This window comes from Actinoplanes sp. GCM10030250, assembly GCF_042666575.1.
GTDB lineage: Bacteria > Actinomycetota > Actinomycetes > Mycobacteriales > Micromonosporaceae > Actinoplanes.
Genome location: NZ_JBHTDO010000002.1, coordinates 440,424 through 453,319 on the forward strand (window position 1 = coordinate 440,424; position 12,896 = coordinate 453,319).

Annotated in this window: 12 protein-coding genes; 3 read left to right on the forward strand and 9 right to left on the reverse strand. The window is 70.9% G+C overall.

The window, feature by feature from the left end; all coding sequences use genetic code 11:
- Nucleotides 1–223: 223 nt before the first annotated feature.
- Nucleotides 224–442 (reverse strand): zinc ribbon domain-containing protein, encoded by a 219-nt coding sequence (locus tag ACFQV6_RS05235; RefSeq protein ID WP_378026149.1) that lies wholly within the window; start codon nucleotides 440–442, stop codon nucleotides 224–226.
- Nucleotides 443–558: 116 nt separating this feature from the next.
- Between ACFQV6_RS05235 and ACFQV6_RS05240 the strand changes: the two genes are divergently transcribed.
- Both ACFQV6_RS05240 and ACFQV6_RS05245 read left to right on the forward strand, forming a co-directional pair.
- A complete protein-coding gene (locus ACFQV6_RS05240; protein ID WP_378026150.1) occupies nucleotides 559–2,073 on the forward strand; it encodes a lytic murein transglycosylase in 1,515 nt (504 codons plus the stop codon).
- Nucleotides 2,074–2,191: 118 nt separating this feature from the next.
- Complete coding sequence (locus tag ACFQV6_RS05245; protein WP_378026151.1) at nucleotides 2,192–3,205, forward strand: GNAT family N-acetyltransferase; 1,014 nt, start codon at nucleotides 2,192–2,194, stop codon at nucleotides 3,203–3,205.
- 4 nt (nucleotides 3,206–3,209) lie between these two features.
- Here the strand turns inward: ACFQV6_RS05245 and hemB are convergent, their stop codons facing one another.
- From hemB to ACFQV6_RS05285, 8 genes are all read right to left on the reverse strand, one after another.
- A complete protein-coding gene (gene hemB, locus ACFQV6_RS05250; RefSeq protein ID WP_378026152.1) occupies nucleotides 3,210–4,199 on the reverse strand; it encodes a porphobilinogen synthase in 990 nt (329 codons plus the stop codon).
- A gap of 58 nt (nucleotides 4,200–4,257) precedes the next feature.
- Nucleotides 4,258–5,844, reverse strand: coding sequence for a uroporphyrinogen-III synthase (locus ACFQV6_RS05255; protein WP_378026153.1), 1,587 nt, complete (start codon nucleotides 5,842–5,844; stop codon nucleotides 4,258–4,260).
- Nucleotides 5,841–6,767 carry a hydroxymethylbilane synthase gene (gene hemC, locus ACFQV6_RS05260; protein ID WP_378026154.1) on the reverse strand — a complete coding sequence of 309 codons (927 nt, stop codon included), beginning with the start codon at nucleotides 6,765–6,767 and terminating at the stop codon, nucleotides 5,841–5,843. The genes ACFQV6_RS05255 and hemC overlap by 4 nt, the downstream gene beginning before the upstream one ends.
- Nucleotides 6,764–8,077 carry a glutamyl-tRNA reductase gene (locus tag ACFQV6_RS05265; protein WP_378026155.1) on the reverse strand — a complete coding sequence of 438 codons (1,314 nt, stop codon included), beginning with the start codon at nucleotides 8,075–8,077 and terminating at the stop codon, nucleotides 6,764–6,766. The genes hemC and ACFQV6_RS05265 overlap by 4 nt, the downstream gene beginning before the upstream one ends.
- Entirely contained in the window at nucleotides 8,074–8,814 is a 741-nt protein-coding gene (locus ACFQV6_RS05270; RefSeq protein ID WP_378026156.1) for a redox-sensing transcriptional repressor Rex, read from the reverse strand. The genes ACFQV6_RS05265 and ACFQV6_RS05270 overlap by 4 nt, the downstream gene beginning before the upstream one ends.
- Before the next feature lie 232 nt (nucleotides 8,815–9,046).
- Entirely contained in the window at nucleotides 9,047–9,688 is a 642-nt protein-coding gene (locus ACFQV6_RS05275; RefSeq protein WP_378026157.1) for an HAD family hydrolase, read from the reverse strand.
- An 11-nt stretch (nucleotides 9,689–9,699) separates the two neighbouring features.
- Nucleotides 9,700–9,954: a glutaredoxin family protein gene (locus ACFQV6_RS05280; protein ID WP_378026158.1), complete on the reverse strand. Its 255-nt coding sequence runs from the start codon at nucleotides 9,952–9,954 to the stop codon at nucleotides 9,700–9,702.
- A complete protein-coding gene (locus ACFQV6_RS05285) occupies nucleotides 9,951–11,420 on the reverse strand; it encodes an AMP-binding protein (protein ID WP_378026159.1) in 1,470 nt (489 codons plus the stop codon). Before ACFQV6_RS05285 ends, ACFQV6_RS05280 begins: the two co-directional genes overlap by 4 nt.
- Before the next feature lie 359 nt (nucleotides 11,421–11,779).
- Between ACFQV6_RS05285 and ACFQV6_RS05290 the strand changes: the two genes are divergently transcribed.
- Nucleotides 11,780–12,739, forward strand: coding sequence for an ECF subfamily RNA polymerase sigma factor, BldN family (locus ACFQV6_RS05290; RefSeq protein WP_378026160.1), 960 nt, complete (start codon nucleotides 11,780–11,782; stop codon nucleotides 12,737–12,739).
- Nucleotides 12,740–12,896 lie beyond the last annotated feature (157 nt).

Genomic DNA, 12,896 nt, shown 5'->3' on the forward strand with positions numbered 1-12,896 from the left:
CGACGCCGGCATACGGGACTACGCGTCTCGTAACGAAAGAGATCGAACGCGGAAACGCGGCGCACGGCCAAAATCAGCGGGCCGTTCGGGTGTACACGTACGAGGCAGCGAAATGACACCGCCTGCGATCAACGGATCACCGGCCGAAGTCGACGCTCCGGGTTGTGGCTGTCCGTCGCCGCGGCCGGGTCGGGGGGACGGCCGGGCGACGGGCCGGGTTTGTTCAGCAGCCGCAGGCGCCTCCGCAACAGCCGCCGCCACCGGCGGCCGGGGCTGCCGGGGCGCCCGCGGCGCCGCGGCCGGTGACGGCGACAGTGGACAGGAGTTTCACGGTGTCGTCGTGGCCCTGCGGGCAGGCGGCGGGCGCGGCTGCCTCACGCATCGGGCGGGTCATTTCGAAGGTGGCGCCGCAGGCGCGGCACCGGTACTCATAGCGCGGCATCCGACCAGCGTAGGGCCCCTGCCGGGGCCGGCGCACCGGGAGTTGTCCACAGGGCCTGAGCGACTTGCCCAAGGGGTGACACGGACGGGTAGGGTCGACCCGTGGCGGAGGCGCGGATGACCCCAGAAGACGTGCCGGAGTTGCGCTCCTCGGCACCGCATCAGGGTGGGCCGCTGGGCAGTTCCGGTGCGGCGCCGAGTGCGGATCCGGGCGGGTCGGACAAGTCGGATGTGGGCGCTCCGGAGTCGACTGCTCCGTCCAGTCCTGAGCCGGCCAAGCCTGAGCCGGCCAGTCCTGAGCCGGCCAAGCCTGAGCCGGCCAGTCCTGAGCCGGCCAGTCCTGAGCCGGCCAAGCCTGAGCCGGCCAAGCCTGAGCCGGCCAAGCCTGAGCCGGCCAAGCCTGAGGCGGCCGGGGATGGCGCCGCGAAGCCTGTCATTCCGGCACAGCGCGGGCCGGTCGAGGTGGCCGATGCGGACAAGACATCGCCCAAGGAAGACGACGCCGCCAAGAAAGACGCGGTCAAGAACGACGCCTCAGCCAAGGACGCGCAGCCGGCCAAGTCCGACGACACAACCAAGGACGGCGTCGCCAAGGACGGCGTCGCCAAGGACGGATCCGGCAAGGACGGATCCGGCAAGGACACTGCCGCCAAGGACACTGCCGCCAAGGACACTGCCGCCAAGGGCACCGCCGCCGCTGCTCCCGCCGGGAAGAAGGCTCGTCGTTTCCGGCCGGTCGCCGCGGTGGGCCGGGCTGGGCGGGCGACCGGCTCGTGGGCGCGCGGACCGGTCGGCCGGGTGGTTCTGCCCGGTTTGGTCGTCGTCGGTCTCGTGGTGCTCGCCGGGACCTCGGGGGCCTACCTGGTTCCGCGGGCTCTCGACGCGGCCGCGCCCACCGCCACTCCCACGTTCGCCGGCCAGTCCGGTGCACCCGGCGTCAACCCGAGCGATCCCGCGGCTCTCCCCGGCGGACCGGGTGTGACCGGCACCGGGCTACCCACCGCACCGGCCGGCGCCGCGACCGGGCTGCCCCCGGTGCAGCCCACTGTGACCGGTGCGCGGCCCGCCGACGCGCTCGCCAGTTGGGCGCAGCAGGTCGGTACCAGGGTGGGCATCCCGGTCGTGGCAGTTCAGGCTTACGGCTATGCCGAGCTCGTCACCGCGAAGACCACCCCGTCCTGCCATCTGAGCTGGACCACGCTCGCCGCGATCGGGAAGGTCGAGTCGGGACACGGCAGCCACGAGGGCGCGGTGCTGGGTGTGGACGGGAACGCCTCGCCGACGATCTACGGGTTGCCGCTCGACGGGCAGGGCGGGCGCCAGCTGATCAGGGACACCGATCAGGGCGTGGTGGACCGGGACACCACGTACGACCGGGCTGTGGGCCCGATGCAGTTCATCCCGTCGACCTGGCAGGCGATGGAGATCGACGCGGACAACGACGGCGTGAAGAACCCGAACGACATCGACGACGCGGCGATGACCGCGGCGGCGTACCTCTGCAAGGGTGGTCGCGACCTGTCCAAGGCCGACTCCTGGTGGGACGCGGTGCTGACCTACAACGACGTCCGTCCGTACGCGCAGGAGGTTTTCACGACCGCCAACGACTACGGCCTGCGCAGCCGGACCTGATCGGGAGCCGCCGGACCGATCGAGCTCAGAGGCCCACTTCGCGACTCTGGGTGAGCGTGCTCGTACTTTTGCGTGGTCAGGCCTTCCCTGAAGGTCCGTTAAACGGCACGATGTACGGGTGAGGGTGCGTGAATGGGATCCCCGCTCCGCGTCCGCGACCGAGATCCACTCGCTCGTGGAGATGGTCAACGTGGTCATGGCTGCCGATCTTCCGGACGATCCACCCTGGCGGGACGTGCAGGTCCGCGACTATCTGGCCGAGACGATGCCGGGCGAGCGGCGGATCACCTGGATCGCCGAGGACGATCGCCTTCCCGAGGGGGAGGGTGAGATCTTCGCCCACGTCAACATCCTGCTGCTCGGTGACATCGGCGTGCTCGAGGTGCTGGTTCGGCCACATCTGCGCCGCCGGGGGCTGGGGCGACAGTTGGTGGCGATGGCAGCCCGCCGGGCGTACCTCGAAGGTTTCTCCTCGATCGGTGTCGAGGCGATCGGCGGCACGACGGCGATCCCGTTCTACGAGGCGCTGGGTTTCGAGCGGGAGTATGTGGAGACCCGCAGCGTGCTCAACCTGGACTCGGTCGACTGGCTGGCCCTGGGCGCGATGGCGACCGGCATCAGCTCCGGCTACCGCATCGAGTATCACCCCGGTGGCCCGCCCGACTCGCTGCTCGACGCCTATGCGCAGGCCAAGGCGGAGGCGCAGCACGACGACGACGATCTGGACCTGCAGCCGCGCTCGTCCGACCCGCAGCGCCTGCGCGACTCGCTGGACACGCTGCACAAGCGCGGCCTGAAGCCGTACATCGTCCTCGCCATCCACGAGGCGAGCGGGACCGTCGCGGGCCTGACCGAGGTGGTCGTGCCGGCGCAGCATCCGGAGCGCGCCGATCAGTACGACACGATCGTCGTCCGCGAGCACCGCGGCTACGGCATCGACCGCGCGATCAAGGCCCGGATGCTGTTCGAGCTGCGTTCCGCCGAGCGGGGCCTGCGCCAGGTGCAGACCTGGAACGCGCAGCACAACGAGTCGATGCTGAAGGTCAACGCCGAACTCGGCTACGAGTCCGACCGCGACTGGTTCGAGTACATCGCTGACGTCTCCCGGCTGGTGCAGGCCATGGAGCCGTGAGACCTCAATAACGCTCGCGCAGCATCTTGGCCGCTTCCGTGGCCCAGTAGGTCAGGGTGATCTGGGCGCCGGCGCGCTTGATCGAGGTGAGCGACTCGAGGATCACCCGCTCGCGGTCGATCCAGCCGTTGGCGGCGGCCGCCTCCACCATCGCGTACTCGCCGGAGACCTGGTAGGCGGCGACCGGCACGTCGACCCGCTCCCGGAGCGCGACGATCACGTCGAGGTACGGCAGGGCCGGCTTGACCATGACGATGTCAGCACCCTCGGCCACGTCCAGGTCGACCTCGCGGAGAGCCTCGCGCAGGTTCGGCGGGTCCTGCTGGTACTGCCGGCGGTCGCCCTGCAGGGTCGACTCGACGGCCTCGCGGAACGGGCCGTAGAAGGCGCCCGCGTATTTGGCCGTGTAGGCCAGGATCGCCACGTCCTGATGGCCGGCCGCGTCGAGGGCCTTGCGGATCACGCCGATCTGGCCGTCCATCATGCCGGACGGCCCCACCATGTGGGCTCCGGCTTCGACCTGGGCGACCGCCATCTCGGCGTAGATGTCCAGGGTAGCGTCGTTGTCGACGGATCCGTCGGCGGCCAGCACACCGCAATGCCCGTGCGAGGTGAACTCGTCAAGGCACAGGTCGCTCATGATGACCGTGGAGTCGCCGAGTTCGGCCCGCAGGTCACGGAGGCCGACGTTGAGGATGCCGTCCGGGTCGAGCCCGGCCGAACCGGTCTCGTCCTTGTTCGCGTTGTCCGGCACGCCGAAGAGCATAAGGCCGCCGACGCCCGCGCTGACCGCCTCGTGTGCGGCCTTGCGCAGCGACTCCCGGGTGTGCTGGACGACCCCGGGCAGCGAACTGATCGGTTTCGGCTCGGCCAGACCCTCCTTGAGGAAGAGCGGCAGGACCAGTTCGGACGGGGCGAGCCGGGTCTCCTCGACCAGGCGGCGGATCGCCGGGGTGCGCCGCAGCCGGCGCGGGCGGACGTCGGGGAAGGACATCTGACGCTCCTAGAGAACGAAAAGGCGCGCCGGGCGAACCGGCGCGCCTATCCGGGGATCAGCGGAATCGGAGGGCGGTCGGCCCCTGGACCTTCGAGCCGCGGCGCTGCTTGGCCGGCATCGCGGCCAGCTTCTCGCGAAGCTCGAGCGCGTACTCGGCGAGTGCCTCGACCAGGTCCGGTACGGAGGCGTTCTGCGGCTGGGTGTCGACCCGCAGACCGAACTCGACAGCGGTCTCGGCCGTCTTGGGGCCGATCACCGCGACGACCGTACGGGCGTGCGGCTTGCCGGCGATGCCGACCAGGTTCCGCACCGTCGAGGAGGAGGTGAACAGCACCGCGTCGAATCCACCGGACTTGATCGCGTCGCGGATCTCGGCGGGCGGCGGGGCGGCGCGGACGGTCCGGTACGCGGTGACGTCGTCGACCTCCCAGCCACGCTCGATGAGCCCGGCGGCGAGGGTCTCGGTGGCGATGTCGGCGCGCGGCAGCAGCACCCGGCCGACCGGGTCGAGGATCTCGTCGTGCGGGGAGAACTCGGCCAGCAGGCCCTCGCTGGACTGCTCGCCGGCCGGGATCAGCTCGGGCTGGATGCCGAACGCGCGGACCGCCTCGGCGGTGGCCTCACCGATGCAGGCGATCTTCACGCCGCCGAAGTGGCGGGCGTCGAGGCCGTGCTCGCCGAACTTCTCCCAGACCGCGCGGACCGCGTTCACCGAGGTGAAGATGACCCACGCGTACCGGCCGTCGACCAGGCCCTTGACCGCGCGCTCCATCTGGGCCGGGGTGCGGGGCGGCTCGACCGCGATGGTCGGCACCTCGCACGGGATGGCCCCGTACGCCCGGAGCCGGGCACTCATCGCGCCGGCCTGCTCCTTGGTACGCGGGACGAGCACCTTCCACCCGTACAGCGGGCGGTTCTCCCACCAGCTCAGCGTGTCGCGCTCCGCGACCTCCGCGCCCACCGTGAGGACGACCCGGCCGGTGAAGCCGAGCGCCGCGGCGACGAAGCTGTCCACGGTCGAGGTGGTGGTGTACTGCGTCTCGCCGGTGCCGTCGCCGGTCACGCCGACCGGCACGCCCGGCTCGACACCCGCGGCGAGCAGCCCGTCACGGACGGCGGCGAGGTCACCGGCGTCCACGGCCACCGCGAAGGAGCCCTTCTGGGCGGCCGCGGCGAGCGCGTCGAAGTCCAGGGTGGTGATGTCGTCGACGTCGGCGGCGATGCGAACGCCGGGCAGCGGCACACCCGCGTAGGCGGCGACGCCCTCGGCCTGCCCGATGCCGGGGATCACCTCGAAGTGCACTGCGGTACGTGCGACCGCCTGCACCTCCTTGACCACCGAGTCGTGCCCGAAGGGGTCACCGGCCACCAGGTGCACGGCGGAGAGGCCGGACTTGGCGGCGGAGAGCAGCACCTTGGCGACGTCGCCGGGAGCGCCCTCGGCGGGGCTGAACTGGGCGTCCGCCTTCGCGCCGGAGCGGATCGCGCTCAGCAGCGAATCGGGGACGCCACGGTCGTAGACCACCTGGTCGGCATCGGTCAGCGCCGCATACGCGCGGCGGGTCAGCAGCTCCGGGTCGCCGGGTCCGGCGCCGATGAACGCGATGCGTCCGGCTGGCTTGCGGGCGGTGCGGGTGGTCATTCTGTGCTCCCCATCAGGGTGTCGGCTCCGGCGTCGAGGAGGTCGGTGGCGAGTGCCTTGCCGATCTCCGCCGCGCCGGCGGGCGTTCCGGTGCGCGACAGTCGGATGGCTCGAACCCCATCCGGGCTGATCACCGCACCGCGCAGGTAAATCTCGTCGCCGTCCTCGCCTTCGGCAAGCTCGGCGTAGGCCGCGACCGGTGCGGAGCACCCGGCCTCGAGCGTGGCCAGCATCGACCGCTCCGCACAGACGGCGGCGCGGGTCGGTGCGTGATCGAGCACGGCCAGCAGCTCGATCAGGTCTGTGTTCTCGGCCCGGCACTCCACCGCCAGCGCTCCCTGTGCGGGTGCGGGCAGCATGAGCATCGGGTCGAGCGTCTCGGTGATCTCCGCCAACCGGCCGAGACGGGCCACGCCGGCCCGGGCCAGAACGACGGCGTCGAGGTCGCGCTCGGGGCCGAGGACCCGGGCGATGCGCGAGTCGACGTTCCCTCGGATCGGCGTGACCTGCAACTCTAGGCCCAAAGCATGCAGTTGCGCGATTCGGCGCACCGCACCGGTGCCGATGGACGAGCGCGGCGGGAGTTCGGTGAGCGTCAGTCCGTCGCGGGCGATTAGGGCGTCGCGGGGGTCCTCCCGGGGCGGCGTCGCGGCGATGTGCAGCCGCGGGTGGTCGCCGGTGGGCAGGTCCTTGTACGAGTGGACGGCGAAGTCGATCTCGTCGGCGAGCAGCGCGTCACGCAGTGCCGAGACGAACACTCCCACGCCCAGCTGGGCGACCGGCGCCGAGGAGCGGTCGCCGGGCGTGACGATCCGCACGAGCTCGACGGGCCGCCCGGTGGCGGCGGTCAGCGCGTCGGCGACCAGCCGCGACTGGGTGAGCGCCAGGGCGCTGCCGCGCGTGCCGAGACGAAGTGGTGTCACGGTTTGCCTCCGATCTCCGGCACGGCGTTCGCCTGGGTGGCGAGCGGGACGTCGAGGTCGAACAGCTCGCGCAGGAGTGCCGCGTACTGGTCGCCGCCGGGCTCGGCGGCGAGCTGCCGGACCCGCACGGTGGGTGAGTGCAACAGCTGCTGGACGACCCGGTGCAGGGTACGGGAAACGTCGGCCCGCTGCTCCTCGGTGAATTCCGGGCGCCGGGAGAGGAGTTTGCGCATCTCGCCGGAGACGACCTCGTCGGCGCGCGTCCGCAGGGCCGCCACCGTGGGGGCGATCTCCGCTCCGCGCAGCCAGCCGAGGAAGTTCTCCACCTCGGCGGTGACGATCTGCTCCACGGCGGCGGTCTCGGCCGCGGCCGGCAGGGCACGCCGGCTCTCGGCCAGCCCGTCGATGTCGACGACGACCAGGCCGGGAAGCGTCGCGGCCTCGGGCGCCACGTCCCGCGGTACGGCGAGGTCGAGCACGACCAGCGGGGCCGGTGACGTCCGGGCGGCCAGCGCGGCGCGGAGCCGGTCGCCGGTCAGCACCGGCTCGGTGGAGGCGGTCGCGCTGACCACGATGTCCACCTCGCCGAGGACCGTCGTCAGGTCCTCGAAGGGCACCGCGACCGCGCCGTACGCCTCAGCCAGCCGATCCGCCCGCTCCCCGCTGCGGTTGGTGATCCGCAACGGCCCCACCCCGGTACGCGTGAGCGTCGCCACCGACAGCGCGCCCATCGCACCGGCGCCGATGACCAGCGCCGAGGTATTGGTGAGGTCGCCGCCGAGGTGGCCGGCGGCCACGTCGAGGGCGGCCGTGACCACGCTCTGGCCGGCCTTGTCGATGCCGGTCTCGGCGTGCGCCCGCTTGCCGACCCGCAGCGCCTGCTGCATCAGCTCGTGCAGCAGCCGTCCGGCCGAGTCCACCTCGGTCGCCGCGTGGTACGAGTCGCGCAGCTGCCCGAGGATCTGCGCCTCGCCGACGACCATCGAGTCGAGGCCGGAGGAGACCCGGAACGAGTGCCGCACCGCGGCCTCGCCGTAGTGCACGTAGAGGTGGCCGGCCAGCTCGCTGGCGGGGATGCCGGAGTGCTCGGACAGCACGTTGCAGATGTCGCCGAGACCGCCGTGGAAGCCGCTGACCGCCGCGTACACCTCGACCCGGTTGCAGGTGGAGACGACGACGGCCTCACCGACATACGGCTGGGCGATCAGCTTCTGGAGCAGGTCGGGCAGGGTCGGTTCGGGGATCGCCAGCCGTTCCAGAACGGCGACGTCCGCGGTGCGGTACGAGGCACCGATGCTGAGCAGGTTCACGAGCCGACCGCCTCCTGGTTGTCCGCCTCGTCGGCCCGGCCACCCGGAAGCGCGGTCAGGGACGCCTTGCGATGTTCGTGGAACGAGAGGATCTGTAGCTCGATGGCGAGGTCCACCTTGCGCACGTCGACGTTCGGCGGCACCGAGAGCACCCCCGGAGCGAAGTTCAGGATGCTCGTCACGCCCGCCGCCACCAGTGCGTCGGCGACGGCCTGCGAAGTACCCGGCGGAGTGGCTATCACACCGATCGCGATCGACTCCTCGACCGCGATCCGGCCCAGCTCCGAGATGTGCTGGACGGTCAGTCCGTTTATCCGCTCGCCGACCTTGTCCGGGTCGGCGTCGAAGAGCGCGACGACCCGGAAGCCGCGGCTGGCGAAACCCGCGTACCCGGCCAGCGCGTGCCCCAGGTTGCCGACACCGACCAGGCAGACCGCCCGGTTCTTGTCCAGGCCGAGGATGTACTCGATCTGGTGGACCAGCAGGGCCACGTCGTAGCCGACCCCACGGGTACCGTACGACCCCAGGTGGGAGAGATCCTTGCGAAGTTTGGCGGAATTCACCCCGACGGCGGCGGCGAGTCCCTCGCTGGAGACCGTCTCGGCGCCGGTCTCCGCCAGGTGGTGGAGGGCGCGCAAGTATTCCGGCAGCCGCGCGATGGTCGCCTCCGGCAGATCCGGGAAGGCCGGGACGCGACCGGCTTCACCGGACGTGTTTCCGTGACGCTGCTGACTCATCTGACTCCGTGCCGACGAGGCGAACCTGCGGTGAGCCCAGTCTGTGCGATACCGGTGGAACCCTCGTGGGGTGGCTGTGGTAGCGGGGCTCGTGAGAGTCACAGAGTAGGCGCTTGTGAAGGCGTGCACAAATCGCGATCTTGTCGGGACAATTGGACAAGATCGACCCGGCTGTGTTAGCCGAGCCGACCTGTCGAGTATTACCGCTTCGAGCCCACCGGGGCCACTTGACTCAGAGTGACATGGCCGTCTTCACGGCGTCCACCAGCGTGTCGGCGACCGGGAGCCCGGAGGCGCGCAGCCGGGAGGGGTCGGTGAAACCGCCGGTGTAGAGCACCGCCTTGCCGCCGACCGCCTCGGCGGCCGCGGCGTCGTCGAGCGAGTCCCCGATCAGCACCACGGTCTCGCCCGCGACGCCGAGCCCGGCCAGATGCCGTGCCAGGTGCCCGGCCTTGAGGTCACCACCCACCTCGGTGCGCAGCCCGTCGATCCGGCTGAAGAGTCCGGCCAGACCGTAGCCTTCGACGGCCGGAATGAGCTCGCTGTGGAACCACATGGAGAGCAGCGACTGACTGCCCGGCCACGTCTTGATCGCGGCCATCGCGTCGGCGGCGAGGGAGATGTCGGTGAGCCCGACCCGGTACGCGTCGTGGAAGATCCGGTCGAGCCGGCCGAACTCCTCCTCGTCGACCGCCCGGCCGAGCATCTCGGCGTAGAACTCGGCGACCGGGCGGCGGAAGGCCCGCCGGTGCTCGTCGGCCTCGACGGCGCGGCCGCCGACGGTGGCGAAGGCCTGATTGGTCGAGGCGACCACCAGGCTCAGATCGTCGAGAAGGGTTCCGTTCCAGTCCCAGACCAGGTGCTTTTCTGTCACGAGGAGCCAACCTACAGCCGGGGTTCCCCGGGTTGTCGAGCCAAATCCCGCAGCAGGCGCTCCTCCTCGATACGCCAGTAGCCGTGCTCCTTGCCGTCGAGCAGCAGCACCGGCACCCGGTCGCCGTAGTCGCGTTCCAGCTCGATGTCGGAGTCGACGTCGACCTTCGTCCACTCCCCCGGCGCGACCCGGTCCAGCGTCTGCTCGGCCACCTCGCACAGGTGACAGCCGACTCGGCTGATCAGCGTGAGCCGGTGCGCCATCACAACTCCCTCTTACGGATCTTGCCGATCGCCGAGCGGGGCAGGTCCGCCACCAGCTCGATGGTCGGCAGCTTGAACCGGGCCAGCCGGGTCGCGCAGTACACCTGTAGCTCGGTCACACCGGGCGGCGGATCGCCGGTGGGCACCACGCAGGCGTGCGGGCGCTGCCCGGACTCCGGATCGGGGAGCCCGACCACGGCGGCGGCCGCCACCCGCGGGTGCGCGTCCAGCACCCGCTCGATCTCGGCCGGGTAGACGTTGAAGCCGTTCACCAGGATCAGCTCACCGATGCGGTCGACCAGGACCAGGTCGCCGTCACCGTCCGCGTAGGCGATGTCGCCGGTGGCCCACCAGCCGTCCGGGTCCGGGCCGCCGCTGCCGTCGGGCCAGTAGCCGCTGAACAGGTTCGGGCCGCGTACCACGATCTCGCCCGGGTCGGTGCCCGCCGAGACGGCGACCGCGAGATCCAATTCGGCCAGGTCCTCCTCGACCGAGGCGCTGCCGTCACGCCACAACTCGGTGCCGCCGCGGGTGCGCAACAGCAGCTCCACTCCGGGCAGCGGCCGGCCGATCGATCCGCTCTTGTCCCGGTCGCTGACGGCCGTGGTGGTCAGCACGGGCGAGGACTCGGTCAACCCGTACCCGATCAGGATGTTCTTGCCGGTCAGCGCCCGGAAGCGTGCGGCGGCGGCCTGATCCAGCGGTGCCGCGCCGCAGACCGCGGTCCGCAGACCGCTCAGCGCGCCACCCGCCGCCGGGATCCGTGACCAGGCGAGATACATCCCGGGGACGCCGACGGTGATGGTGACACCGTGCCGTTCGATCAGTTCCAGCGAGCCTGCCGCCTCGAACCGCTCCACGAGCACGCCGGTCGCCGCGTGGTGCGCGACCGTGCCCAGGCCGGTGTTCAGGCCGTAGGCGTGGAAGAACGGCACGGCGAGCAGGATCACGTCGTCCGGGCCGGCCACCGGCGGCTCGATCCGGCCGAGCTGGTCATGGTTGGCCGCCAGCGCGGCGTGGGTGAGCATCGCGCCCTTCGGGCGACCGCTCGTGCCCGAGGTGTAGAGCAGGACCGCGAGATCTCCGGCGGCGGGCTGCGGCAGAGAACCACCAGGCAGGGGTACGCCCGGAGCGCTCTCGACGATCAGGACAGCGCCCGAGTCGCTGATCGCGTAGCCGCGCTCGTCGGCCGTGTAACCGGGATTGAGCGGCACCGCGACCCGGCCCGATCGCAGGATCCCGAAATAGGTCACCGCGAAGTCGACGGTGTTGCCGAGCAGCAGGGCCACCCGGTCACCCGGATCGGTCCGGGACACCACCCAGTGAGCGGCCGCGGAGACCCGCGTGTCCAATTCCGACCAGCTGACAACGGTCTCGCCGGCGATCAGTGCGGGCTTGTCCGGGCACCGGGCCGCAGCCTCGGCCACCGGATCCCTGGCGGGTTCCTCCACGAGGCCGAAGTCTGGCACAGACCGCCTCCGGCCGGGGCGCCGGACAGCCGGTCCGTTCGCCGCAGGACCGTGCGCGAGACGGTGGGAACGGCTCCGGGCGCCGCGTTTTGATCAGATTCGCGGCTTTGCGCGCAGCGCACACGGTGTGCGACTCGCTGTGTCCGATGCCGGTGATACTTCCGGTCTGTGTAACGGGATCCACACCAACGGGTGAGGTCAACCGGCGTTTCAGCGGGTTGCCCCACCCCTTTTGTTGTGAGTGACCACCCTCATCCCGAGGAGGCCGCTGTGCCACAAAAAGCACGGAATTTCGACGAATCCCTGTCTGGCGGGACGGATTCGCGGTCGTCACAGGCCCGCCGGGTTGAGGAGGCGAAGTGACTCATGTGTACGCCGAGGACCCGTTCCACCGCGATGTCCTCGCGGTGCGGCAGGCACTGACCGGAGGCTTGAACGCACTGCGCGAATCAGTGAACCTTTCACTCGACGGGATGATCGTGAACGCGATTCGCGGTGACAGTTCGAAGCAGACAGGCAGTCGCCGCACGCCGAACGGACCGCCCGCGGTCGCCACGCCCAACAGCGGCAACGGCAAGTTCGGGAGCGGCCGGGTCGGTGCGCCCCGTACGCCGGCACAGCCCACAGCGGGTCAGCGATCGAACATCGGCGAGTCCGAGACGGTCGCCGACCACACCGTGGTGCTGCCGACGCAGAGCACCACCGGCCCGCCCAGCGAGTCGGCGCCGCCCAAGGCCCGGCCGGACCGGGGCGACCCGGCCGCCGAAGTGTGGGCGCTCGTCGAACGGGCCCAGGCCGGCGAGTCCGAGGCGTTCGGGCTGATCTACGACAGGTACGTGGACACTGTCTTCCGGTTCGTCTACTTCCGGGTCGGCAACCGTCAGCTCGCCGAGGACCTCACCTCGGACACCTTCCTGCGGGCGCTCAAGCGCATCGGCAGCTTCACCTGGCAGGGCCGTGACCTCGGCGCCTGGCTCGTCACCATCGCCCGCAACCTGGTCGCCGACCACTTCAAGTCGGGCCGGTACCGCCTCGAGGTCACCACCGGCGACGTCCTGGACGCCGACCGGGAGGACCGCGGACCCGAGGGCAGCCCGGAGTCCGCGGTGGTCGACCACATCACCAACGTCGCCCTGCTCACCGCGGTCAAGCAGCTCAACCCCGAGCAGCAGGAGTGCATCGTGCTCCGGTTCCTGCAGGGCTTCTCGGTCGCCGAGACCGCACAGACCATGGGCAAGAACGAGGGCGCCATCAAGGCCCTGCAGTACCGGGCCGTACGCGCGCTCAACCGGCTCCTGCCGGAAGGGTTCCAGTCTTGATCAAGCGCTCCCGGATGTCGATCTCCGATACCCGATGGCACCTCCGCACACCCGTAACCGGCGCCGCGTGTCGCGCGTTTGTCCGGATGCGACCCCGGGCCGTCCAGTACGGCCGGGTCGCCTACGCCGGCCCGCAGGCCGGCGAGACAGTCACGAG

Excerpts from the sequence above, each read along its gene's own strand:
- ACFQV6_RS05235 (WP_378026149.1), bottom strand. The coding sequence starts at position 442 with ATGCCGCGCTATGAGTACCGGTGCCGCGCCTGCGGCGCCACCTTCGAA.
- ACFQV6_RS05255 (WP_378026153.1), bottom strand. The coding sequence starts at position 5,844 with ATGACCACCCGCACCGCCCGCAAGCCAGCCGGACGCATCGCGTTCATC.
- ACFQV6_RS05270 (WP_378026156.1), bottom strand. The coding sequence starts at position 8,814 with ATGAGTCAGCAGCGTCACGGAAACACGTCCGGTGAAGCCGGTCGCGTC.
- hemB (WP_378026152.1), bottom strand. The coding sequence starts at position 4,199 with ATGTCCTTCCCCGACGTCCGCCCGCGCCGGCTGCGGCGCACCCCGGCG.
- ACFQV6_RS05240 (WP_378026150.1), top strand. The coding sequence starts at position 559 with ATGACCCCAGAAGACGTGCCGGAGTTGCGCTCCTCGGCACCGCATCAG.